The organism is Pseudomonas oryzihabitans (assembly GCF_007665395.1).
Classification (GTDB): Bacteria; Pseudomonadota; Gammaproteobacteria; order Pseudomonadales; family Pseudomonadaceae; genus Chryseomonas; species Chryseomonas psychrotolerans_C.
In genome coordinates, this window is the sequence record NZ_VDND01000003.1 from 47,461 (window position 1) to 67,930 (window position 20,470).

Genomic DNA, 20,470 nt, shown 5'->3' on the forward strand with positions numbered 1-20,470 from the left:
GGGAGAGTCAGCCATGGCCAATGGGTGGGCCGGAGACGGCGCGGTTCAGGATCAGATCGACAGCACGGTGGACGATGCGGTGCAGCGTGCCCGCAGCCGTCTGCATCGAGGCGCGAGCCTCACCCACTGCGAGGAGTGCGGCGACGCCATCCCCGAGGCGCGCCGCCAGGCGGTGCCGGGCGTGCGCCTGTGCATCCGCTGCCAGTCCGAGCAGGACGCCGAGGACCAGCGCGCCGGCGGCTACAACCGCCGGGGCAGTAAGGACAGTCAGTTGCGTTAGCGGCAGACCAGCCTTCGACTGGATGAAGACCAGGCTATTTTCCTGCCATTGTCCGCGCAACTGAAGTCGGTCATCGGCAACTATCAAGGCGCCGCCGGTATGCGCAGGCCGCGCTGCACCGCGGGGCGGGCAAGGAAGGCGTCCAGTACGCGGCGGACCTCGGTGAAGTCCTGGAAGCCGACCAACTTGTCCGCCTGGTAGACCTCCAGCAGGGCACGGATCCAGGGGAAGGTGGCGATGTCGGCGATGCCGTAGTCGTCGCCGAGGATCCAGGCCCGTCCCTCGAGCTGGCCATCCAGCACGCCCAGCAGGCGTCGGGCTTCGGCCACGTAGCGGTCGCGTGGCCGCTTGTCCTCAATGTCCTTGCCGGCGAACTTGGTGAAGAAGCCGAGCTGGCCGAACATGGGACCGATGCCGCCCATCTGGAACATCAGCCACTGGATGGCCTGGTAGCGCAGGGCCGGATCTTGCGGCAGGAAGCGCCCGGTCTTCTCCGCGAGATAGAGGAGGATGGCCCCGGACTCGAACAACCCCAGGGGTTCCCCACCAGGACCCTGGGGATCGAGGATGGCGGGAATCTTGTTGTTGGGGCTGAGCGACAGGAATTCCGCGGTGTGCTGGTCGTCCTGGCCGAAATCGATGCGATGCACCTCGTAGGGCAGGCCGAGCTCTTCCAAGAGGATGGCGACCTTGACGCCATTGGGCGTGGGCAGCGAATAGAGCTGCAGGCGCTCGGGGTGCTGGGCGGGCCAGCGGCGGGTGATGGGGAAGCGCGACAGATCGGCCATGGCAGGCTCCTTGGGAAGGGCGGTGCAGGATGAGACCCCTGGGCGCGAGGCGGGTTGCCCGGTGCCGAGCGAAGCGGAACTTAGCGCGATGCCGAACTCTCCATCTCTCTAACGTCCGCCTTTCAGCACCGAGGTTTCCCAATGCTCCCCCACAGCCAGCAGGGCAGCGGTTCGCCCACCTTCGTGCTCATGCACTTTCTCGGTGGCTCCCACCGCACCTGGTTTCCCACCGTGCCCTACCTGGACGGCGAGCATCACTGCGTGGCACTGAATACGCCGGGCTTTGGCGATGCGGCCGAGGTGGAGGGCTACAGCGTGGCGGAGATGGCCGATCGGGTGGATGCCAGCATCCGCGCCCTGGGCCTGGCGCGCTGCATCCTGGTCGGCCATTCGATGACCGGCAAGGTCGCCGTGGTCCTGGCGGCGCGGCGACCGGAGTATCTTGCCGGGCTGATCCTGGTCGCCCCTTCGCCGCCCGGGCCGCAACCCATGAGCGAAGCGGATCGTGACGCCCAGCGCGCCTACGGCAAGACCCGCGCGGAAGCCGAGGCCTTCGTCGACGACTCCAGTGCCCACCGCCTGCCTGAGGCCATCCGCGAGGTGGTCATCGCCGATGCCCAGCGCCTGAATCTGGCCGCCTGGCGCGCCTGGGTCGATCATGGCAGCCGCGAGGACTGGAGCGAACGTATCCCCACGCTCGACTATCCGGTGCTGCTGATCTGCGGCGCGGATGACGAACAGGTACCGGGGCCGGAGGAGCAACGCCGGACCACCCTGGCGGCCTTCCCCAACAGCCGCCTGGAGGTGATCCCGGGCGCCGGCCACCTGATGCCGCTGCAGACGCCCCAGGCCCTGGCGCGGCTGATGCTCGACTTCGCCAAGGACCTCTGACCGGTGGATTCGCTGACCCAGGCCGTCCTTGGCGCCACCGTCCAGACCGCCTTGCTCGGTCGCTGGCAGGGGCGACGGGCGCTGCTGTATGGCGCCGCCCTGGGCACCCTGCCGGACCTCGATGTGTTCATCGACTACGGCCATGCGGTCAACGAGATGACCTACCACCGTGGCTTCAGCCATTCCCTGTTCGTGCTGACCGGATTGGCCCTGCTGCTCACCTGGCTCTGCGGCCGCTGGCGCGACCCGGGCTACGGTCGAGGGCGCCTGTTCCTCACCCTCTGGCTGGTGCTCGTCACCCACCCGTTGCTGGATGCCTTCACCACCTACGGTACCCAGCTGTTCTGGCCGCTGCCGACCACCCCGGTGGCCTGGTCCAGCATCTTCATCATCGATCCGCTCTATACCCTGCCGCTGCTGCTGGCGGTGCTGGCCGGGCTGCTGGCAGGTCCGCGCGGGCGCTCGCCGCGCCTGGCCGTGGCGGCCTTGCTGATTTCCACGACCTACCTGGGCTGGACGCTGCTGGCCAAATACAGCGCCGAACGCCAGGTACGCACGGCACTGGCGGCCCAGGGGCAGCAGGACGCCCGGCTGTTCAGCGCGCCGCTGCCCTTCACCAGCCTGCTGTGGCGGGTCATGGTGGACGACGGGCCGGAGCGTTACCGGGAAGCCTGGGTAGGGCTGTTCGACGGGCGTCCCCCTGAGCTGGTGAGCCTGCCTCGCGGTGGCGAGCTGGCGCCCATCCTCGCCGCGTCGCCGGCCGAACAGCGCCTGCGCTGGTTCACCGACGACTGGCTACGCTACGACCGCCTGGGCGACGATCTGGTGGTGACCGACCTGCGGCTGGGTGCCACCGGCTACCACACCTTCCGGTTCGTCCTGGCTCAGCGCGACGCCACGGACTGGCGACTGGTCGCCGAGCCCTCGCTATGGCCGCGCGAACGCGGCGGGCGGGAGCAGCTGGCGGTGGTCTGGCGCAGGCTCTGGCACCCCGAGCTGCCGGCCCCCGTGGCCGACTGGGCGGCGCGGCTGTCGCGCCTGCCGGACTGACGCCAGGCCTCGATCAGTACGCGCCACCAGGGCCGTTGGGCCTCGTGCAGGGCCGCCACTCTATCCACGCCGATGTCGGCCAGATCCTTGTCGGTGAGGTCCAGCAGGGCGCGGCGAGTGTTCAGGTGGCGCCGGAACAACAGCCAGCAGCCGGCGGTGTGGGTTTGGTCATGAAGGCTTGGGGGTCTGGGCATGGCGTCTCTCCTGTCTGTCTCCATGCTCCGCCGTAGAGCTCTCGGCGGGCAGGTCCAGGCGTGGCGGTTGTCCGCCATACAGCCGCCATACAGCGCACGGCTGTATGGTGTTACGCGTGGCCATCTGTATGGCGCGGCCGCGCGGGCTTCGCCGTTATAGTCCGGGCATGAACCGCTACCAGTTGTTGGCCGATGCGCTCGGCCGCCGTATCGAACAGGGCCTCTATCGACCGGGCGAACGCCTGCCGTCGGTACGCGCCCTGGCCCAGGAGCACGGGGTGAGCCTGGCCACGGTGCAGCAGGCCTATCGCCTGCTGGAGGATCGTGGCCTGGTGGAGCCGCGACCCAAGTCCGGCTATTTCGTCCGGCTGGAACGGCGGGTGATCGAGTTGCCGCGGGTGACCCGGCCGGCGCGCTGGCCGGTGGAGGTGTCCGGCTGGGAGCCGGTACGCGAACTGATGACCTCCACCCCCGATTCGGTGCGGGTGCAGCTCGGCCGCGGCCTGCCGGATACCGAGGCGCCGACCCTGGCGCCCTTGCTCGCCGGCCTGGCGCGCATCGCCCGGCGGCCGGGCAATGCCGGACTGTCCTACGACAGCATCCAGGGCGTGGCCGCGCTGCGCGAACAGGTGGCGCGGTTGCAACTGGATGCCGGTTGCGTGCTCACCGCCGACGACATCGTCATCACCAGTGGCGCCCACGAGGCGCTGGCCACGGCGCTGCGCGCCACCTGCCAGGAGGGCGATATCGTCGCGGTGGATTCGCCGACCTTCCACGGGGTGATGCAGACCCTCAAGGGCCAGGGCCTCAAGGCGCTGGAGATCCCCACCGATCCGCGCACCGGCATCAGCCTGCCGGCGCTGGAGCTGGCCCTGGAGCAGTGGCCGGTGCGCGCCATCCAGCTCACCCCCAGCTGCAACAACCCGTTGGGCTACTGCATGCCGGAGGCGAACAAGCGCCAACTGCTGGCCCTGGCGCGCAAGCACGACCTGGCGGTGATCGAGGACGATGTCTATGGCGACCTGCTCTACAGCTATCCGCGGGGACGGGCACTCAGGGCCTTCGACGAAGACGACCGGGTGATCCTTTGCAGCTCCTTCTCCAAGACCCTGGCGCCGGGGCTGCGGGTCGGCTGGGTGGCGCCCGGGCGCTATGCCGAGCGCATCCTCCATCTCAAGTACATCGGCACCGGCTGCACGGCGCCCCAGCCGCAGCTGGCCATCGCCGAGTTCATCGCCGCCGGCCACTACACCGTCCACGTGCGGCGGATGCGCGCCCAGTACCAGCGCAATCGCGACCTGATGAGCGCCTGGGTACAACGCTACTTTCCCGCCGGTACCCGGATCAGCCAGCCCCAGGGCAGCTTCCTGCTCTGGGTGGAGCTGCCCGAGGCCTGCGACAGCCACGGCGTCAACCGCGAGCTGCTGGCTCAGAGCGTGCAGATCGCCTGCGGCAGTATCTTTTCCGCGTCCGGCAAGTACCGCAACTGCCTGCGGCTGAACTATGCCCAGGCCCAGCGGCCCGGCATGGAAGAGGGGGTGCGCCGGGTGGGCGAGACGGCGTGCCGGCTGTTGGGCGAGGTCCTGACGGTTCCGGCGCCGGCACTGGTCTAGCCGGGCTCGGCGACCTCGCTGCAATTGCGCCCGCGGTGCTTGGCGCGGTAGAGCGCGGCGTCGGCCTCGGCCAGCAGGCGCCCCTGGGTGCCGGGCTCCTGGCGTGCCGTCACGGACACACCGAAGCTGGCGGTCACCGGCAGAGCCTCCGTCGGACCCGCGTCGAAGGGCGTCTCGGCGATCCCCTGGCGCAGCCGTTCGGCCAGCGCCAGGGCTTCGGCGGGATGCTTGACGTCGGCCAGGACGGCGAATTCCTCTCCGCCGATGCGGGCCAGGCGGTCGCCCTGGCGCAGCAGGGAGCCGCAGCGTTGCGCCAGTTGCTGCAGCAGCAGGTCGCCGGTGGCATGGCCGTAAGTGTCGTTGATGCGCTTGAAATGATCGATGTCGAAGGCGATGGCCGCCAGGTAGTGCGGGGTCTCGGCCATGCCCTGGGCCAGCTGACGCTCGAAGGCGCGGCGGTTGGCCAGCCCGGTGAGATAGTCGGTCTCCGCCCGGGTCGCCAGCTCGGCGATGAGCGCATCGCGTTCCTGGCGCAACTGGTCGGCCTGTTGCAGCTCCTGCTCCAGCTGTTCGAAGGCGGCGAACAGGTTGCGGGGATCGTCCGCGGCCACCGCGCCGGCCGGGCGATGAAGACGGCTGAGGCTGAGCAGGCGCTGGGTGTTGGCCAGCAGCGGGGTGAGCAGGCGCCGCTTGAGCAGCAGCAATCCGGTACCCAGCGCCAGCAGGATGCCCAGCGCGGCGGCGAGGGTCAGCAGCAGGCGCAGCCGCGCTTCGCCGGCCAGGCGCTCGACCTCGCCGCCGGATAGCCGCAGCGCGGTGTCGCGCAGGTCGAGGATGCTGGCCATGGTCGGCACGTAGCCGCTGGCGAAGGCGGCGGCGCTGGGCGCGGTGCCGGCGGCCAGCGCCGCGAGCGTCTGGCGATAGCCTGCGAGACCGGCGCCCAGGTAGCTTTCCTGCACCTGCAGGAAGCGGCTGCGCTCGGGGCTGCCGGGGTCCAGGTCGAGGTTGCCGCGCAGCAGGTCCACCAGTTGGCCGATTCGCCCCTGGGTCTGCTCGAGCTGGATCTGCTCGGCGGCGCTGGGCGGTCGTCCGGCCTGCAGCGCGGGTGTCAGCAGCGAACCCAGGCGTCCCGCGGTGTCCCGCAGTCGCGCGGCCAGCTTGGCATTCACCAGGCAGATGGCGATCGCCGGGGTGCGCCTGACCAGATCATGCAGGGTCAGGTCGGCGGCGACGACGTTGTCGTCGAAGGCGCGGAACATGCCGTCGACGGCAGCGGCGACGGCCGTCTCATCCGCTTTCCCCGCGGCCTGCAGCACCAGGTCCACCTGGCTCCGGGCCCGCTGCAGGCTGCGCAAGCCGCTTGCGGTCTGGCCGAGGGTCACGCTGCACTGCGGGCAGTCCTGCAGCAAGGCCTGCAGACGGGAAAAGCGCTCGTCGCTCAGGGCGCGTGCCTGGCTCAGCTTCTGGGGATCGCCCCCGCGTCCGCCGAGCATCGCGTTGGTCGGCCCTCGTTCGCCGGAGACGGCTTCCATCAGGCGCAGCGCCTCCTGGTACACCGGCAACTGGTCGCGGGTCAGGGCCAGGTTCGCCGCGCTTTCATAGGCGTGATGGACGATCAGAACCATGCCACAGCCCGTGGCGAGCGAGGTCAGCACCAGCAGGACATTGGTCAGCCGGGTGAGGTGAGCGGTCAATTGGAAACGGCCAGACATTGATCGGCACCGGATGAAACGTGCCCACAGGGCAGCGAAGGGAATGGCCGGGACAGGCGCAGCCTGGGCGAAATTCTAACGGCAGGGATGGCGGGTGAACCACGGAAAATCGGCGGAACGGAAGGCCCGAGGGGCGAACGGTCGTAGCCTGGACGAGGCGCTGGACGGATAGGTCTGGGGCGCTGGCGCAGCCACCACGAAGTCGAGGGTATCCGCCCGGACAAGAAGAGTGGCTCTTTGCCGGTATAACGTCGGCAAACGTGAGGCTAAAAATGGCATTCAGGCGGCGAAATAGGCCGTTCGGGCGAAAAGCGATTTGCCAGTATTGCTCCACCGACCAAGCGGCACTAAGACTTTGGATATAGGGAAATTTGACGACGTTAAATTGACCTGGCTGGCGTCCTGGCGTTTACGGGACGCCTTCGTCGAGCAGTGGACGTTGTTCGTAGTATCCACAGGCATTTGCCCGCCAGCCCTCCCAGGCAAGAACGCTGGTCGGTGTCACCGGAAGGACATCGAGTCGAGCCGAGGACCTAGTCCTCCTGAACGGGAATCCTCATCCCTTGGGATGAATCGATTCCGCTTGGTTTTCCCGTTGCCATCGGTGATCTCATGACTTCCGCTACCGCCGCTCTCTCCGTTTCCCGGCCGCGCCTGCTCGGCGCCGCGCTGCTGTCCCTCGCCCTCGCCGCGCCCGTGCAGGCGGGTGTCGACCTGGTCGGCATCAATCTCTCCGGCGCCGGTTTCGCCCCCCAGGTGCTGCCGGGGGTCAACGGTACTAACTACATCTTCCCCAGCGAAGCGCATTTCCAGCAGTGGAAGGCGCGCGGGGTGACCTTCGTGCGGTTCCCGATCATCTGGGAGCGGCTGCAGCCGACGCTGAACGGCGAGCTGGACAGCACCTATGCCGCGCTGGTCGACCAGAGCTTCGCCTATGCCGCCAAGTATGGCGTGAAGATGGTGCTGGATCTGCACAACTACATGAGGTACCGCGGCAACATCATAGGGACCAGCAGCGTGCCCTACAGCGCCTACCAGAACGTCATGACCCGCATCGCCACGCGCTGGAGCGGGCAGTCCGCCCTTTACGGCTACGACATCATGAACGAGCCGCACGATGCGCTGGCCTATTGGCCCACCGCGGCGCAATACGGCATCAACGGGGTGCGGGCCATCGACAACACCCGGCCGATCTTCATCGAGGGCAATGCCTGGGCCAGCAGCTTCTATTGGCCGCGCTACAACGACAGCCTGCTCGCCCTCACCGATCCGGCCAACAAGCTGATCTTCGAGGCCCATACCTACTTCGACGCCGACGGCGGTGGCGCCTATACCACCGCGGTGACCAGCGTCGATCCCCAGGTGGGGGTGGAGCGGGTCAAGCCCTTCGTCGACTGGCTGCGCAAGAACAACCGCAAGGGCTACATCGGCGAGGTCGGGGTACCGGACACCAACAGCGGTTACTACACCGCCCTGGCCAACATGCTGGCTTATCTCAAGAGCTATTGCATCCCTGCCACCTACTGGGCGGCCGGCCCGGGCTGGGGTAGCTATGCCCTGTCGGTGGAGCCGACCGACGGCGTCACCGCCCGGCCGCAGTGGGCGACGCTCAAGGGCTATCTGGACAACACCTCCTGCAGCGCCTTCGGCCCGGGTAGCTGAGACCCGGGCCGAAGGTGCCCTAGGTGGTTCAGGAACGCGTGAGCGATGCCAGCTCCGGCAACCCGCTGTTGCCGTCGGCGTAGGCCGCCTGGAAGCTCGGACGCTGCTGCCAGCGCGCCCACAAGCCCGCCAGGTGTTCGAAGCGCTCGTCCAGCGGCGTCTGGTTGGTGGGGAACTTGGAGAAGGCGATGGCGGTGCACAGGGTGATGTCGGCGAAGGTCGGCGCCGAGCCGCCCAGCAGCCACTCGCGGCCATCGGCCAGGTGGCGATCCACCAGCGCCGCGTGCATCAGTGCCTCCTTGCGGCAATGCTCGCCCCATTGCGGATTGTGGGTCAGCTCCAGCTTGTGGCCGAGGCCTTCGTGCTGCACATGGAACATGGTCACGATGCGATAGAGCACATGGACGAAGATGCGGTCGTTCCACATGGCGTCCTGGCCTTGCTCCAGCGGCGTCTCGCCCAGCACCTTGCGACCGGGATAGCTGTTGTCCAGGTAGCGGGCAATGGCCGCGCTCTCGGCCAGGTAGCCGCCCTCGGCGAATTCCAGGGTCGGGGTCTCGCCCCAGGGATTGCGCTTGAGGTGTTGCCACTGCCGCTGCTCGCCTTCGGGCGCCATCTTCAGGATGACCTCTTCGAACTGGTCGGCGATACCCTTTTCGTGGATGAACAGGCGCAGCCGCTGCGGATTGGGAAAGGCGGACGGCGAGGTGTAGAGGCGTAGCTTGGACATGACGAACTCCAGGGAGGTGATCAAGGGTGCGACTGCCAGTGGCCAGCCACGGTTCGCTCCGGGACGCGCAGGATGATGGGCGGCGCGGCGTGACGGAAAGCAAGCCTGTGCATGCCGTCGATACAGAGAGGCGATTGGACGCCGCTGCACTAGACTCGCCCTTTTTGCCGGAGATTCCCCCATGCCCCTGCGACTCTATCTGGCCGGACCGGAGGTCTTTCGGCCGGATGCCGTGGCCCACGGCGAACGCCTCAAGGCGCTGTGCGCCGCCCAGGGCTGCCAGGGCCTGTTTCCCCTGGACAATGCCCTGCCGGCCGCGCTGACCGATCCGCGCGAGCAGGCGGCCTGGATCTACCGGGCGAATCTGGCCCTGATCCAGCAGGCCGACGGGGTGCTGGCCAGCCTGGACTTCTTTCGCGGCGCCGAGCCCGACAGCGGCACCTGTTTCGAGGTGGGCTACGCCGTGGCGCTGGGCAAGCCGGTGGTGGGCTACGTACCGGAGGCCGGCAGCCTGGCCGAGCGCATCCGCCAACGGCATCCCGAGCAGGTCGGGGCGGGGCAGCTCGATCGCCAGGGGTGGACGCTGGAGGAATTCGGCTTGCCGCTCAACCTGATGCTGGCGGTGCCGGCGACCATCGTGGTGGGCGGCCCGGCCGAGGCGCTGATCGCGCTGCGCGAGCTGCTCGCTAGCTGAGGCTGGCGACGATCCGGTCGCGTAACCAACTATGGGCCGGGTCGCGGTGCAAGCGTTCGGGCCAGAGCAGCAGCATGTCGAAGCCGGGAATGGCCAGCGGCGGTGGCTGGGTTTGCAGGCCGGGGTGGGTGAGGGCGATCTGCGCCGGCAGCAGGGCCACCAGGTCGCTGGCGACCAGGGCGCTGGCCAGGGTGGAGAAGTGCGGTACCGACAGCACCACCCGCCGCTGCAGGCCGTGCTCCGCCAGCAGGCGGTCGGTGACACTGGCGAAGCCGCCGCCGCTGGGCGAGACCAGCGCCTGGTCCAGGGCGCAGAAGGTTTCCAGGGAGACCGGGGCCTGCAGCGCCGGATGATCCCGGCGGCCGGCCAGCAGGTAACGTTCGGTGAACAGCAGGCGCTGGCGCAGACCGGCCGCGGCGGCATCGGCCACGTCCAGGGCGAGATCCAGGCGGTCACCGTCCAGTTGCTCGGCGAGCAGGTCGGGTTTCTTGTCCAGCAGGGCCAGGCGGATGCCGGGAGCCTGCTGGCGCAGGTCGGCCAGGAGCGGCGTCAGCAGGGTGGTGGCGCTATGGTCGCTGGCGGCGATGCGCCAGGTGCGTTCGGCCCGCGCCGGGTCGTAGCGGGCGGCCGGGGCCAGGGCCTCATCCAGCGCGGCCAGGGCCTGGCGCAGCGGTTCGCGCAGGGCCGAGGCGCGCGCGGTCGGGCGCATGCCGCGGGGGCCGGGCAGTAGCAGGGGATCGTCGAGCAACTGGCGCAGCCGCCCGAGTTGCAGGCTCACCGTGGGCTGGGCCAGATTCAGCCGCCGCGCCGCGCGGGTGACGTTGAGCTCGGCGAGCAGGGCGTCGAGGGTCACCAGCAGATTGAGGTCGAGGCGCCGCAGGCTATTGTGCATGGCAATGGCTGCTGTTTCGGTAATTCATTTCCAGCATACCTCAGCGGGACCTAGCCTGGTCACCTCTTCCCATGAGGTGATCGCCATGAAGGTCCTGCTGGTCTATGCCCATCCCGAACCCCGCTCCCTCAACGGCGCCCTGCGCGACTTCGCCGTCGCCCATCTGCAGGCCGCCGGCCATGAGGTGCAGGTGTCCGACCTCTATGCCATGGGGTGGAAAGCCACCCTGGACGCGGCGGATGCGCCGCACCTGGCGCCGGGCGCGCCCTTCGACGCCGTCGCCGACTCCCAGCGGGCCTATGCCCGCGGCGAGCAGCCGGCGGACATCACGGCCGAGCAGGCCAAGCTGCTGTGGGCCGATACCCTGATCCTGCAATTCCCGCTGTGGTGGTTCTCGCTGCCGGCCATCCTCAAGGGCTGGGTGGAGCGGGTCTACGCCTGCGGCTTCGCCTATGGGGTGGGCGAGCACAGCGACAACCACTGGGGCGACCGCTACGGCGAAGGCACCCTGGCCGGCAAGCGCGCCCTGCTGGTGGTGACCTGCGGTGGCTGGGAGTCGCACTACAGCGGTCGCGGCATCAACGGCGGCCTGGACGATATCCTCTTCCCCATCCAGCACGGCATCCTCTTCTATCCCGGCTTCAGCGTGCTGCCGCCGTTCGCGGTCTATCGCACCAGCAAGGTGGACGCGGCGGGGTTCGAGCGGCTCTGCCAGGCCTATGGCGCCCGCCTCGACGGCCTCGCGACGGACACCCCGCTGGCGTTCCGCCGGCAGAATGGCGGCGACTACGAGATCCCGGCGCTGACGTTGCGGCCTGACCTGGCGCCAGGGCGGACGGGGTTGGGGATTCATCTGCGGGAGGAGTGAGGAGGCGGAGATACCCTCACCCCAGCCCTCTCCCAGGGGGAGAGGGGGTGGTACCGCGTGGGGTGGGGCCGCCAGCCCAGGTCGGGCTTGGGGCGTAGGTTGGCGCTGAGCGCAGCGAAGCCCAACAACGGGGCGGGGCCTTGGGTTATGTTGGGCTTCGCTACGCTCAACCCAACCTACGAAGATGCCCTCACCCCAGCCCTCTCCCAGGGGGAGAGGGGGTGGTCCCGCGTGGGGCGGGGCCGCCAGCCCAGCCTAGGTCGGGCTTGGGACGTAGGTTGGCGCTGAGCGCAGCGAAGCCCAACAACGGGGCTGGGCCTTGGGTTATGTTGGGCTTCGCTGGCGCTCAACCCAACCTACGACGCTTCCCCTCACCCCAGCCCTCTCAGGGGGAGAGGGGGCGATCCCGCGTGGGGCGGGGCCGTTAGCCCAGGCCTGGCTTTGGTAGGTTGGCGCTGAGCGCAGCGAAGCCCAACAGCGGGGCTGGGCCTTGAGTGATGTTGGGCTTCGCTACGCTCAACCCAACCTACGAAGATGCCCTCACCCAGGCCTTTCCCAGGGGAGAGGGAGCGATTCCGCGTGGGGCGGGGCCGCCAGCCCAGGTTGGGCTTGGGACGTAGGTTGGCGCTGAGCGCAGCGAAGCCCAACAACGGGGCGGGGCCTTGGTTATGTTGGGCTTCGCTACGCTCAACCCAACCTACGAAGATGCCCTCACTCAGCCCTCTCCCTGGGGAGAGGGGGCGATCCCGCGTGGGGCGGGGCCGTTAGCCCAGGCCTGGCTTTGGTAGGTTGGCGCTGAGCGCAGCGAAGCCCAACAGCGGGGCGGGGCCTTGAGTGATGTTGGGCTTCGCTACGCTCAACCCAACCTACGAAGATGCCCTCACCCAGTCCTTTCCCCAGGGGAGAGGGAGCGATTCCGCGAGGCATGGGAATGGTAGGGTGGACGACGGCGCCGCCTCGTCCACCGCCCCGCAAGCGCCCTCAATTGGCCCGCTTGCTGTCCACCTGGTCCAGCCGGCCGCCGCGGAAGGTGACGAAAAAGAGCATGCCGTTCCAGGGGCCATAGGACCATTCCTCGACGAATTCGACCTGGCGATAGCCGTAGGCATCGGTGGTCTGACGTTCGCCCAGGGGCGTGACGCTCAGCGGGTCGCCGCATTTGTCACGCACCTCGTGGGTGGTGGCGCCATCGGAGACCAGGGCGCTGCCGCAGCGCAGGGAGGCGGCCTGGGTGGCACCGGTGAGGAGCAGGAGCGAGAGGAGCAGGAGGCGGGCGGTCATTGGCGCTGGAACTCGATGCGGGTGAGGCGGTTGGCTTCGAAGGTGAGGATGTAGTTGGCCCCGTTCCTGGGGCCGTAGACCCATTCCTCGATCACCGCCTCGCGGCGCTCGTTGCGGCCCAGCTCGTAGCCCACCAGGTCGCGGTGGGCGGGCTCGCCGCATTTCTGCAGGACTTCGAAGGCGCGATCGCCGCGACTGACCAGGGCGTTGCCGCACCTCATGGAATCGGCGGCGGCGCCGGTGGCGACCAGCAGGGTGAAGGCGGCGAGCAGGCAACGCATGCAGAGGTCTCCTGGCCGGTCAGAGCACCCCCAGCTGCAGTTGCGCGGCCGTGGGCGACTCGCCGGATTGGGCTTGAGTGCTGACATCCAGCAGGTAGACCCGCTGGGCATCCAGTTTCGCCGTGTCCACCAGATAGGTCTTGATGGCGCCCGCGCGTTGCTGGGCCAGGCTGCGCAGGAGGCCATCGTTGCCGCTCCAGGCTTCGAGCACCGCCTGCCGCAAGCGGGCCGTGCGGGTGGCATCGTCAAGACTATCCCATTCCTGCGGGGGTTGCGCTTGCAGTCGCAGGCGGTACAGGCCTTCCAGCAGGGGCGCGCGCATGTCGGCGGGGACCTGCAGCTGGCTAGGATCAGCCGGCACCTTGTCGCCGCGGCGTTGCAGCAGGTTGAAGTACTGGGTCTGGAAGTCCTTTTCCAGCTGGCTGGCGGCCAGGGCGCGCCCGTCACTGGCGGTGCCGGCATGCCCCTTGACCTCGACCGTCAGCTGCGGCCGCTGGCGCAGGGCCGCCGCCAGCTTGTCCAGTTCGCCGCGGGCCTGGGCGGAAAGGCTGGTGCTGCCGGGGGCGAAGTCGATGGCGCTGAGGTCGGCCTCGTGCCCGCCGACCAACCCCGCCAGCATGCGGAAGGGCGCCTGGACGGCGCGGCTGAGCACGTTGCGCAGGGTCTGCCAGACCACCGGCATGACGCTGAAGTTGGGGTCGGCGAGATTGCCCGCCACCGGCAGGCGCAGGTCGATGCGGCCGTGGCTGTCCTTGAGCAGGGCCACCGCCAGGCGCACCGGCAGGTCGACGGCGTTCTTGCTGTCCACCCGCTCGCCCAGCTCCAGCTGATCGAGCACCACGTGGTTCTGCGCCTGCAGCTTGCCGTCGTCGATGCGGTATTGCAGATCCAGGTCGAGGCGTCCCTTGCGCACCGCGTAGCCGGCGAACTTGCCGGTGTAGGGCGACAGGGTGGTCAGCTCGACCTGGCGGAAGTAGGCGGTCACGTCCAACTGCTGCCAGGGATCGAGGGGGTCGAGGCGACCCTTGATCTCCACCGGGGCGAAGCGATCGACCTTGCCGGCGAGGTGGATGTCGGCCGGTTTCGAGGCGGCGGTGTCGAGGGTGCCGATGCCGCCTTCCAGGGACTGGATATTGGTGGCGAAGCCCGGCTTGAGGCTGTTGTCGGCGAAGTCGGCGCTGCCGTCCTTGATGTTCACCCCGCCGATGCGGATCTGCAGCGGGGGCGCGGCGTCCTTGGATTCGGTCTTGGGCTGGGGGACGAGCAAGGCGCTGAAGTTGTTGCTCAGGTCTTCGTTGATCACCAGGGTGCCATAGGGCTTCTCCAGGTCGATCCGGTCGATGACCAGGCGCTTGCCCAGCTGGAAGGCGATGCCTTGCAGGTCGAGCGACTGCCAGCGCATGAAGTCCTGCTGGTGCAGGGTGTCGAGCACATGCACCTGGGTGACCTGGGCCGCGCCACTGACGCCGAGGTCCAGGGGCTCGCCGGGCGCCAGGGCCACCTTGAGCCGACTGGCCAGCTGGCCGCTGCGGATCTCCAGCCGCACATAGGGACTGAGATAGGGCTGGGCCTGGCGCAGGTTGAGTTCGTCGATGCCGACGTCGAAATGGCCCTGCAGGGGCGTGAGCGCCAGCTGGCCGCTGGCGGTGATGCGACCGCGATCGCCCAGGGTGGTCTTGATCTCCAGGCCGAAGGGCTGGTCGCTGGCGGTATCGAAGCCCTTCACGGCCAGGTCCAGGCCGCTGAAGTACAGACTGGCCGGCTCCGGGGGGACCCGGTCCACCAGGTGCAGCTGGTTGTCGCCGAGCTGGACGTCGTCGAGCTTCACGCGCCAGGCCGGACCGCTGCTGGGCGCATCGCTGCGGGGGAACAGCTTCTGCCAATCCAGGCTGCCGTCCTGCTCGCGATTGCCCCAGGCATCCAGGCCCGCGCCACGCAGGCGGGTGATGGCGACCTCGTGTTTTTGCAGATCCAGGGCGATGCCCTCGGCGGCCAGGCGCTTGAAGCTGGCCTTGGGTTCGGCGTTCACTGCCTGCACGGCGACGTCGTCCAGCGTCAGCCGGCCCTGGCTGAGTTGCAATTGCAGGGTCTTGGCCAGGTCCAGTCGGTAATGGGCACTGGCCTCCAGGCGGCCCTTGCCCAGCGCCAGGGGCAGCTGGTTGCGCACATAGGGCCACCAGGGCGCTAGGCTCACGCCCTTGAGGGTCAGGTCACCCTCGCTGCGCAGCGGCAGCAGATCCAGGCTGCCTTTCCAGGTGAGCTGGCCGCCCTGGGCGGTGGTGGCGGTCAACGCCAGCTGACCCGGGGTGTCGCCGCTGCGGGTGCGGAACTCCTGCAGCTGGGCGTCCAGCGGGGTGAAGGTGACGTCCACCGGCTGGGCGCCCTGGGCATCGAGGAAGTGCAACTGGCCGCCGACCAGGGCGATGCGCTCGATGTGCAGCGGGAAGGGCTGGCTCGGTTCGGCCGTAGCGGGCGCGGGCGCGGCGGTTGCGGTGGCCGGATCGCTGCGCCAGAGCTGCGCCAGGTTGACCGCGCCGCCCTTGGCGATGCGCAGATCGACCCGGGGCTGGTCGAGGCGCACGTCGGTCAGGTGCAGGGTGCGCCGCCAGAGGCTGTCCCACTGCAGGTTGGCGTAGAAACCCTCGGCGGCCAGGGTCGGCCGCTCCGCCGGGCCGATCAGCAGGCGCTCGGCGTGCACCTCCAGGGTGAAGGGATTGAAGCTCAGCGCCTGCAGGCTGGCCGGCTGGGTGAGGCGCTCCGCGAGCGTCTGGTTGAGGTAGTGCAGGGCGAGCCGAGGCCCGACCAGGAAACCGAGCAGACTGTAGAGGGCCAAGAGCACGAGCAGGACGAGGCTCGCTTTCACAATTCTGGGCATGCAGGCATCTAGGGCGGCGGAGGTGGCCGGATTATGGCATGCGACCCCGGGCGGCAAGGGCGGTCGCCGTCCCAAAAGCGGCGTGGTTCGACCTCTGGTGGTCGCTCTGCGACCGTCTGGCGGGCATTCGCGGGGAATAGTCTGCCTTTCAAAGAGCTGAAATCTTATTGCAATAAATCTGTAGTGAAGTGGCCTTCCGCTCGATCCTCTCGGTCTCCTTCATGAATCCCTCTCGTTCCTTGCGTGCCCAATTGCTGCTGCTCATCGGCGGTGGCCTGGTATTGTTGCTGGTGCTCGCCCTGGCCGGTTTCGGCCTGCTGTCCCGGCAACTGGACGGCTATCAAGGATTGCTCCAAGGGCCCCTGGAAGAGGCGCGCCTGGTGGACGCCACCAACCTGGCCTTCAAGTCCCAGGTGCAGGAATGGAAGAACGTGCTGCTGCGGGGCGGCGCCGCCGACCAGCGAGAGCGCTACTGGAAGCAATTCCAGGATGAGGAAGCCCGCGTCCAGGACCTGCTGGCGCAACTGCAGCGCAGCGCCGATGACCCCGAGCTGCGCCAGCGCCTGCAGCAGCTGGCCCAGAGTCACCGTGACCTGGGCGAGGCCTATCGCCGCGGACTGGCGGCCTATGTGGCGGCCAACTTCGTTGCCGCCCAGGGCGATACCGCGGTCAAGGGCATCGACCGGGCCACCAGCGAGCAGCTGTCCGGCCTGGTCACCGCCCTCCACCAGCGCGCCAGCGACCAGGCCCAGCGCCTGGCCGCCGAGGCACGCCGGACCGTCCTGCTGGCCGTCTGCGCCATGCTGGCCTTCGCCATCCTGATCGCCTTGCTCAGCGCCTGGCTGGTCAACCGGCGCATCGTCGGCCCGCTGGCCCAGGTCACCGAGCAGCTGGTTCGTCTCAGCGAGGGGCGCTTCGGTCAGCCGCTGGCCGAGACGCGCCGCGACGAAGTGGGGCGGTTGTCTCGCGCCGCCAACCGCCTGCGGGATTTCTTCAGCGACCTGGCCGGGCAGCTGCGCCAGGGCACCGGGGCGCTGGACGCCACTACCCAGGAACTTGGCGCCATCGCCCAGCGCAGTGGCGCGGGCATCCGCGACCAATTCTCCCGTACCGATCAGGTGGCCACCGCCATGCACGAGATGAGTGCCACGGCGGAAGAGGTGGCCCGGCATTCCGGCAGCGCCGCGACGGCGGCCAACGAGGCGGATCGCGCCGCCCAGGAGGGCGAAGCGAGCATGACCCAGACCATCGCCACCATCGAGCGGATGCACCGGGAGATCTCCCGCACCGCCGAGGTCATCGCCCGCCTGGAAAGCGACAGCGACCGTATCGGCAGCGTGCTGGAAGTGATCCGCGGCATCGCCGACCAGACCAACCTGCTGGCGCTCAATGCCGCCATCGAGGCGGCCCGGGCCGGGGACGCCGGGCGCGGTTTCGCCGTGGTGGCCGACGAGGTGCGCAGCCTGGCGGTGCGCACCGCCAGTTCCATCAGCGAGATCCATCAGCTGATCGCCACGCTGCAGGGCGCGGCCCACGAGGCCGCCGAAGCGGTGCGCGCGGGGGCCACCGAAAGCAGCGCCGGGCGCGACCAGGTGCTGGCCTCCGGCGAGCGCCTGCGCAGCATCACCACGGCGGTGGAGGCCATCCGCGACATGAACCGGCAGATCGCCACCGCCGCCGAGGAGCAGACCTCGGTGGCCGAGGACATCGCCCGCAACCTGGCGGAGATCGTCACCGTGGCGCGCCACAATGAGGAGGATCTGCAGCGGACGCAGAGCGCCAGCGAGCGTCTGCAGGGCGTCTCCCAGGACCTCTCCAGCCTCGCCGGCCGCCTGCGCGACTGAGCCCAGGGTGCCTCCAGGGGAAAAGGCCAGAAGGTACGTCCGATCAGCGGTCGAGTGGTCGCCAGGCCCCTGGCCAGAGCCTCTGAGGGGCGATGCGAAGCGCTCTACGACGGCACTTTGCCATGATCCGCTGGTCGCCCTGGATTAAGTTTGACTTAAGGACCGCCGACTAGTCTTTCGAACAGGTTGCAGGCTCAGGAGGAGGCGCGGCGACGGGTCGAGCGGCCCGTGGCGAAGGAAAGGGAGGTACCGGCAACCGCGAATCCAGCATCCGCGCCGCCGTTCGGGAGTGCCCCATGTCCAGTCCGATCCAGCTCCATTCGATCCGCAAGAAGATCGAGTTCCTGCGTACCAGTTTCAGCTATGTCGGCTGGTCGCTGTTCGGCCTGCTGCTGTGGGACGTGGCCGTGACGGTGGACGCCATGCTGTTCGTCGACGACCGCTTCGACCTGCCGCTCACGCCCCTGACCCTGCTGTGCTCGGCGCTGGTGGTGCTGATCAGCTTTCGCAACAGCAGCGCCTACGGCCGCTGGTGGGAGGCGCGGACCCTGTGGGGCGCCATGGTCAACAGCTCGCGCAGCTTCGGCCGCCAGGTGCTGACCCTGATCGACGACCGGGGCGCCACGCAGAACCGGGTCAAGGCGGTGCTGCTGCGCCGGCACATGGGCTACCTGCACGCCCTGCGCGCCCAGCTCAAGCGCCAGGATCCGGCCCAGGCCGCTGCGCCTTATCTCGCCCGCCACGAACTGGCGCTGGCCGAAGGCAGCCTCAACTTCGCCAACGACATCCTCGCCGGGACCGCCGAGCTGATCGCCAGCGAGTACCGCCAGGGCCGCCTGGACAGCATCCGCCTGGCGCGCCTGGAAGAGACCCTGGTGGACATGTCCAACTGGCAGGGCGGCATGGAGCGCATCGCCAACACCCCCTTGCCCTATCCCTACGTCTGCTTCCCCCAGCTGTTCAGCTTCCTGTTCTGCATCGCCATGCCGCTGGGCCTGGTGTCGACCCTGGGCTGGTTCACCCCGCTGGTGTCCACCGTGGTCGGCTTCATGCTGCTGGCGCTGGAGCGCATCGGCAGCGATCTGCAGGCGCCCTTCGCCGACAGCCAGCACCAGATCACCATGGACAAGCTGTGCGCCACCATCGAGGCCAATCTGCTGTCCATGCTGCGCCCGCGCAGCGAGGAGGGGGCGACGGTGGTGCTGGCCCAGGCCGATGGCGACGCGGCGCCGGCACGGCAGGTCGCCTGAGGCGGGGCGGCCGCCAGCGAGCCGGGGTGACGGCCGACGCGGCGAACTGTGAATAGTTGCGGAAAGTACCGTGCCAGAGGCATTTCTTTCGTCGGGCTACGGCACTAGCGCCGCTTCGTTCCGGTCACATTTTGCAATCTCCCCTGGCAGCGGTGGTTTGCTGGAAGCCGGCGGTCATCCGTGGTTCCAGGCGGGCCGGGGCGAGAGGTGCCGCTGGGACGTCCTCCCGCGACCCTTCACCTCGCTACGGATACCCGCTCATGTCCGATACCCGTTCCCCCACCGCCGGGGCCCGCGCCGAACCCTCGCACCGCGCGCGCCATGCCCTGGATGCCCTCAACTTCACCCTGGCCGACGTCCGCGACGGCCTGGGCCCCTATCTCGCCATCTACCTGATCGCCGTTCGCGGTCCGGGGGAGGGCTGGAACGAGGCCACCGCCGGTTTCATCATGACCCTGGCCGGCATCGCCGGACTGATCGCCCAGACCCCGGCCGGCGCGCTGATCGACCGGACCCGCCACAAGCGGCTCATGGTCGGCATCGCGGCCCTGGTGGTGACCGTCTGCAGCGTCTTGCTGCCCTTCGTCTCCAACTTCTACGTAGTGGCCGCCACCCAGTCGCTGGCCCATGCCGCGGCGGCCATCTTCGCCCCGGCGCTGGCGGCCATCACCCTGGGCATCGTCGGCCCCAAGGCCTTCACCCGGCACATCGGCCGCAACGAGGGCTTCAACCATGCCGGCAACGCTGTCTCGGCGGCGTTGGCGGGCGGCCTGGCCTACTTCTTCGGACCCACCGTGGTGTTCTGGCTGATGGCCTTGCTGGCCGCGGCCTCCATCGTCGCCATCATCCGCGTGCCCCAGGACGAGATCGACGACGACCTGGCCCAGGGGCTGGGTGACGAGGGCGCGTCCCGCGACGCCCAGCCGGTCTCGGCCTGGCAGGCGCTGCTGGCCAATCGCAAATTGCAACTGCTGGCCCTGCTGGCCGCCATCTTCCACCTGGCCAACGCCGCCATGCTGACCTCGGTCGGCCAGCAGCTGACCCACATCGTCGGCAAGGACAGCGCCACCTCGCTGGTGGCCGTCTGCATCGTCGCCGCCCAGTGCGTGATGGTGCCGGTGGCCATCCTGGTCGGGCGCAAGGCCGACAGCTTCGGGCGCAAGCCGATCTTCCTGTTCGCCTTCGCCGTGCTGGCGATCCGCGGGGTGCTCTACACCTTCTCCGACAGCCCCTATTACCTGGTGGCGGTGCAGTTGCTCGATGGCGTCGGCGCCGGGATCTATGGCGCCCTGATGCCGGTGATCGTCGCCGACCTGACCCGCGGCAGCGGCCGCTTCAACGTCAGCCAAGGGGCCATCGCCACCGCCCAGGGCCTGGGCGCCGCCATCAGCGCCACCATCGCCGGGATCATCATCGTCCGCTTCGGCTATTCGGCTGCCTTCACCACCCTGGCGGCCATCGCCGGGGTGGGCTTCGTGCTCTATCTGCTGCTGATGCCGGAAACCCGCGACGAGCAGGTGGTGTCCGGGAGCAACCAGCCGACCGGCTCCGTGATGGGAGGTTGA

17 protein-coding genes and 1 pseudogene are annotated in these 20,470 nt (G+C 68.8%); 10 read left to right on the plus strand and 8 right to left on the minus strand.

From position 1 onward, the window contains the following. Positions 1 to 13 precede the first annotated feature (13 nt). The gene (locus FSV73_RS07795; RefSeq protein WP_145006359.1) at positions 14 to 280 is read left to right on the plus strand and encodes a DksA/TraR family C4-type zinc finger protein; all 267 of its coding nucleotides are present in this window, start codon (positions 14 to 16) and stop codon (positions 278 to 280) included. An 83-nt stretch (positions 281 to 363) separates the two neighbouring features. On the opposite strand, the gene FSV73_RS07800 is transcribed toward FSV73_RS07795, so the two are convergent. After that, positions 364 to 1,068 carry a glutathione S-transferase N-terminal domain-containing protein gene (locus tag FSV73_RS07800; RefSeq protein ID WP_145006362.1) on the minus strand — a complete coding sequence of 235 codons (705 nt, stop codon included), beginning with the start codon at positions 1,066 to 1,068 and terminating at the stop codon, positions 364 to 366. Between the two features lie 141 nt (positions 1,069 to 1,209). On the opposite strand from FSV73_RS07800, the gene FSV73_RS07805 reads away from it, so the two are divergent. Continuing rightward, positions 1,210 to 1,959: an alpha/beta fold hydrolase gene (locus FSV73_RS07805; protein WP_145006365.1), complete on the plus strand. Its 750-nt coding sequence runs from the start codon at positions 1,210 to 1,212 to the stop codon at positions 1,957 to 1,959. A gap of 3 nt (positions 1,960 to 1,962) precedes the next feature. Further along, on the plus strand, positions 1,963 to 3,009 hold the full coding sequence (locus tag FSV73_RS07810) for a metal-dependent hydrolase (RefSeq protein WP_145006369.1): 1,047 nt from the start codon (positions 1,963 to 1,965) through the stop codon (positions 3,007 to 3,009). 95 nt (positions 3,010 to 3,104) lie between these two features. On the opposite strand, the pseudogene FSV73_RS25980 reads toward FSV73_RS07810, so the two are convergent. Further along, positions 3,105 to 3,281, minus strand: a pseudogene (locus FSV73_RS25980) (hypothetical protein); the annotation flags it as partial. A gap of 89 nt (positions 3,282 to 3,370) precedes the next feature. Between FSV73_RS25980 and FSV73_RS07820 the strand changes: the two are divergent. Continuing rightward, the gene (locus tag FSV73_RS07820) at positions 3,371 to 4,816 is read left to right on the plus strand and encodes a PLP-dependent aminotransferase family protein (RefSeq protein ID WP_186309184.1); all 1,446 of its coding nucleotides are present in this window, start codon (positions 3,371 to 3,373) and stop codon (positions 4,814 to 4,816) included. On the opposite strand, the gene FSV73_RS07825 is transcribed toward FSV73_RS07820, so the two are convergent. Then, positions 4,813 to 6,528: a GGDEF domain-containing protein gene (locus FSV73_RS07825; RefSeq protein WP_145006375.1), complete on the minus strand. Its 1,716-nt coding sequence runs from the start codon at positions 6,526 to 6,528 to the stop codon at positions 4,813 to 4,815. The genes FSV73_RS07820 and FSV73_RS07825 overlap by 4 nt on opposite strands. Positions 6,529 to 7,140: 612 nt before the next feature. Between FSV73_RS07825 and FSV73_RS07830 the strand changes: the two genes are divergently transcribed. Then, a complete protein-coding gene (locus FSV73_RS07830) occupies positions 7,141 to 8,190 on the plus strand; it encodes a glycoside hydrolase family 5 protein (protein WP_145006377.1) in 1,050 nt (349 codons plus the stop codon). 28 nt (positions 8,191 to 8,218) lie between these two features. On the opposite strand, the gene FSV73_RS07835 is transcribed toward FSV73_RS07830, so the two are convergent. Further along, a complete protein-coding gene (locus tag FSV73_RS07835; protein WP_145006380.1) occupies positions 8,219 to 8,920 on the minus strand; it encodes a glutathione S-transferase family protein in 702 nt (233 codons plus the stop codon). A 181-nt stretch (positions 8,921 to 9,101) separates the two neighbouring features. Between FSV73_RS07835 and FSV73_RS07840 the strand changes: the two genes are divergently transcribed. Further along, positions 9,102 to 9,614, plus strand: a complete 513-nt coding sequence (locus tag FSV73_RS07840; protein ID WP_145006383.1) for a nucleoside 2-deoxyribosyltransferase — start codon at positions 9,102 to 9,104, stop codon at positions 9,612 to 9,614. On the opposite strand, the gene FSV73_RS07845 is transcribed toward FSV73_RS07840, so the two are convergent. Next, positions 9,607 to 10,506: a LysR family transcriptional regulator gene (locus FSV73_RS07845; RefSeq protein WP_145006386.1), complete on the minus strand. Its 900-nt coding sequence runs from the start codon at positions 10,504 to 10,506 to the stop codon at positions 9,607 to 9,609. The genes FSV73_RS07840 and FSV73_RS07845 overlap by 8 nt on opposite strands. 85 nt (positions 10,507 to 10,591) lie before the next feature. Here FSV73_RS07845 and FSV73_RS07850 point away from each other — a divergent pair, with 85 nt between their 5' ends. Continuing rightward, complete coding sequence (locus FSV73_RS07850; RefSeq protein ID WP_145006389.1) at positions 10,592 to 11,374, plus strand: NAD(P)H-dependent oxidoreductase; 783 nt, start codon at positions 10,592 to 10,594, stop codon at positions 11,372 to 11,374. A gap of 981 nt (positions 11,375 to 12,355) precedes the next feature. On the opposite strand, the gene FSV73_RS07855 is transcribed toward FSV73_RS07850, so the two are convergent. From FSV73_RS07855 to FSV73_RS07865, 3 genes are read right to left on the minus strand one after another with little or no spacing between them, the layout of a single operon-like run. Beyond that, positions 12,356 to 12,655: a DUF2845 domain-containing protein gene (locus FSV73_RS07855; protein WP_145006393.1), complete on the minus strand. Its 300-nt coding sequence runs from the start codon at positions 12,653 to 12,655 to the stop codon at positions 12,356 to 12,358. Beyond that, positions 12,652 to 12,936, minus strand: a complete 285-nt coding sequence (locus tag FSV73_RS07860; RefSeq protein WP_145006396.1) for a DUF2845 domain-containing protein — start codon at positions 12,934 to 12,936, stop codon at positions 12,652 to 12,654. The genes FSV73_RS07855 and FSV73_RS07860 overlap by 4 nt, the downstream gene beginning before the upstream one ends. Positions 12,937 to 12,955: 19 nt before the next feature. Beyond that, positions 12,956 to 15,811 (minus strand): DUF748 domain-containing protein, encoded by a 2,856-nt coding sequence (locus FSV73_RS07865; RefSeq protein WP_145006399.1) that lies wholly within the window; start codon positions 15,809 to 15,811, stop codon positions 12,956 to 12,958. A 221-nt stretch (positions 15,812 to 16,032) separates the two neighbouring features. Between FSV73_RS07865 and FSV73_RS07870 the strand changes: the two genes are divergently transcribed. From FSV73_RS07870 to FSV73_RS07880, 3 genes are all read left to right on the plus strand, one after another. Beyond that, positions 16,033 to 17,655 carry a methyl-accepting chemotaxis protein gene (locus tag FSV73_RS07870; protein WP_145006402.1) on the plus strand — a complete coding sequence of 541 codons (1,623 nt, stop codon included), beginning with the start codon at positions 16,033 to 16,035 and terminating at the stop codon, positions 17,653 to 17,655. A 296-nt stretch (positions 17,656 to 17,951) separates the two neighbouring features. Further along, positions 17,952 to 18,905: a bestrophin family protein gene (locus FSV73_RS07875; protein ID WP_145006405.1), complete on the plus strand. Its 954-nt coding sequence runs from the start codon at positions 17,952 to 17,954 to the stop codon at positions 18,903 to 18,905. 260 nt (positions 18,906 to 19,165) lie between these two features. Next, positions 19,166 to 20,470, plus strand: coding sequence for an MFS transporter (locus FSV73_RS07880; protein ID WP_145006408.1), 1,305 nt, complete (start codon positions 19,166 to 19,168; stop codon positions 20,468 to 20,470).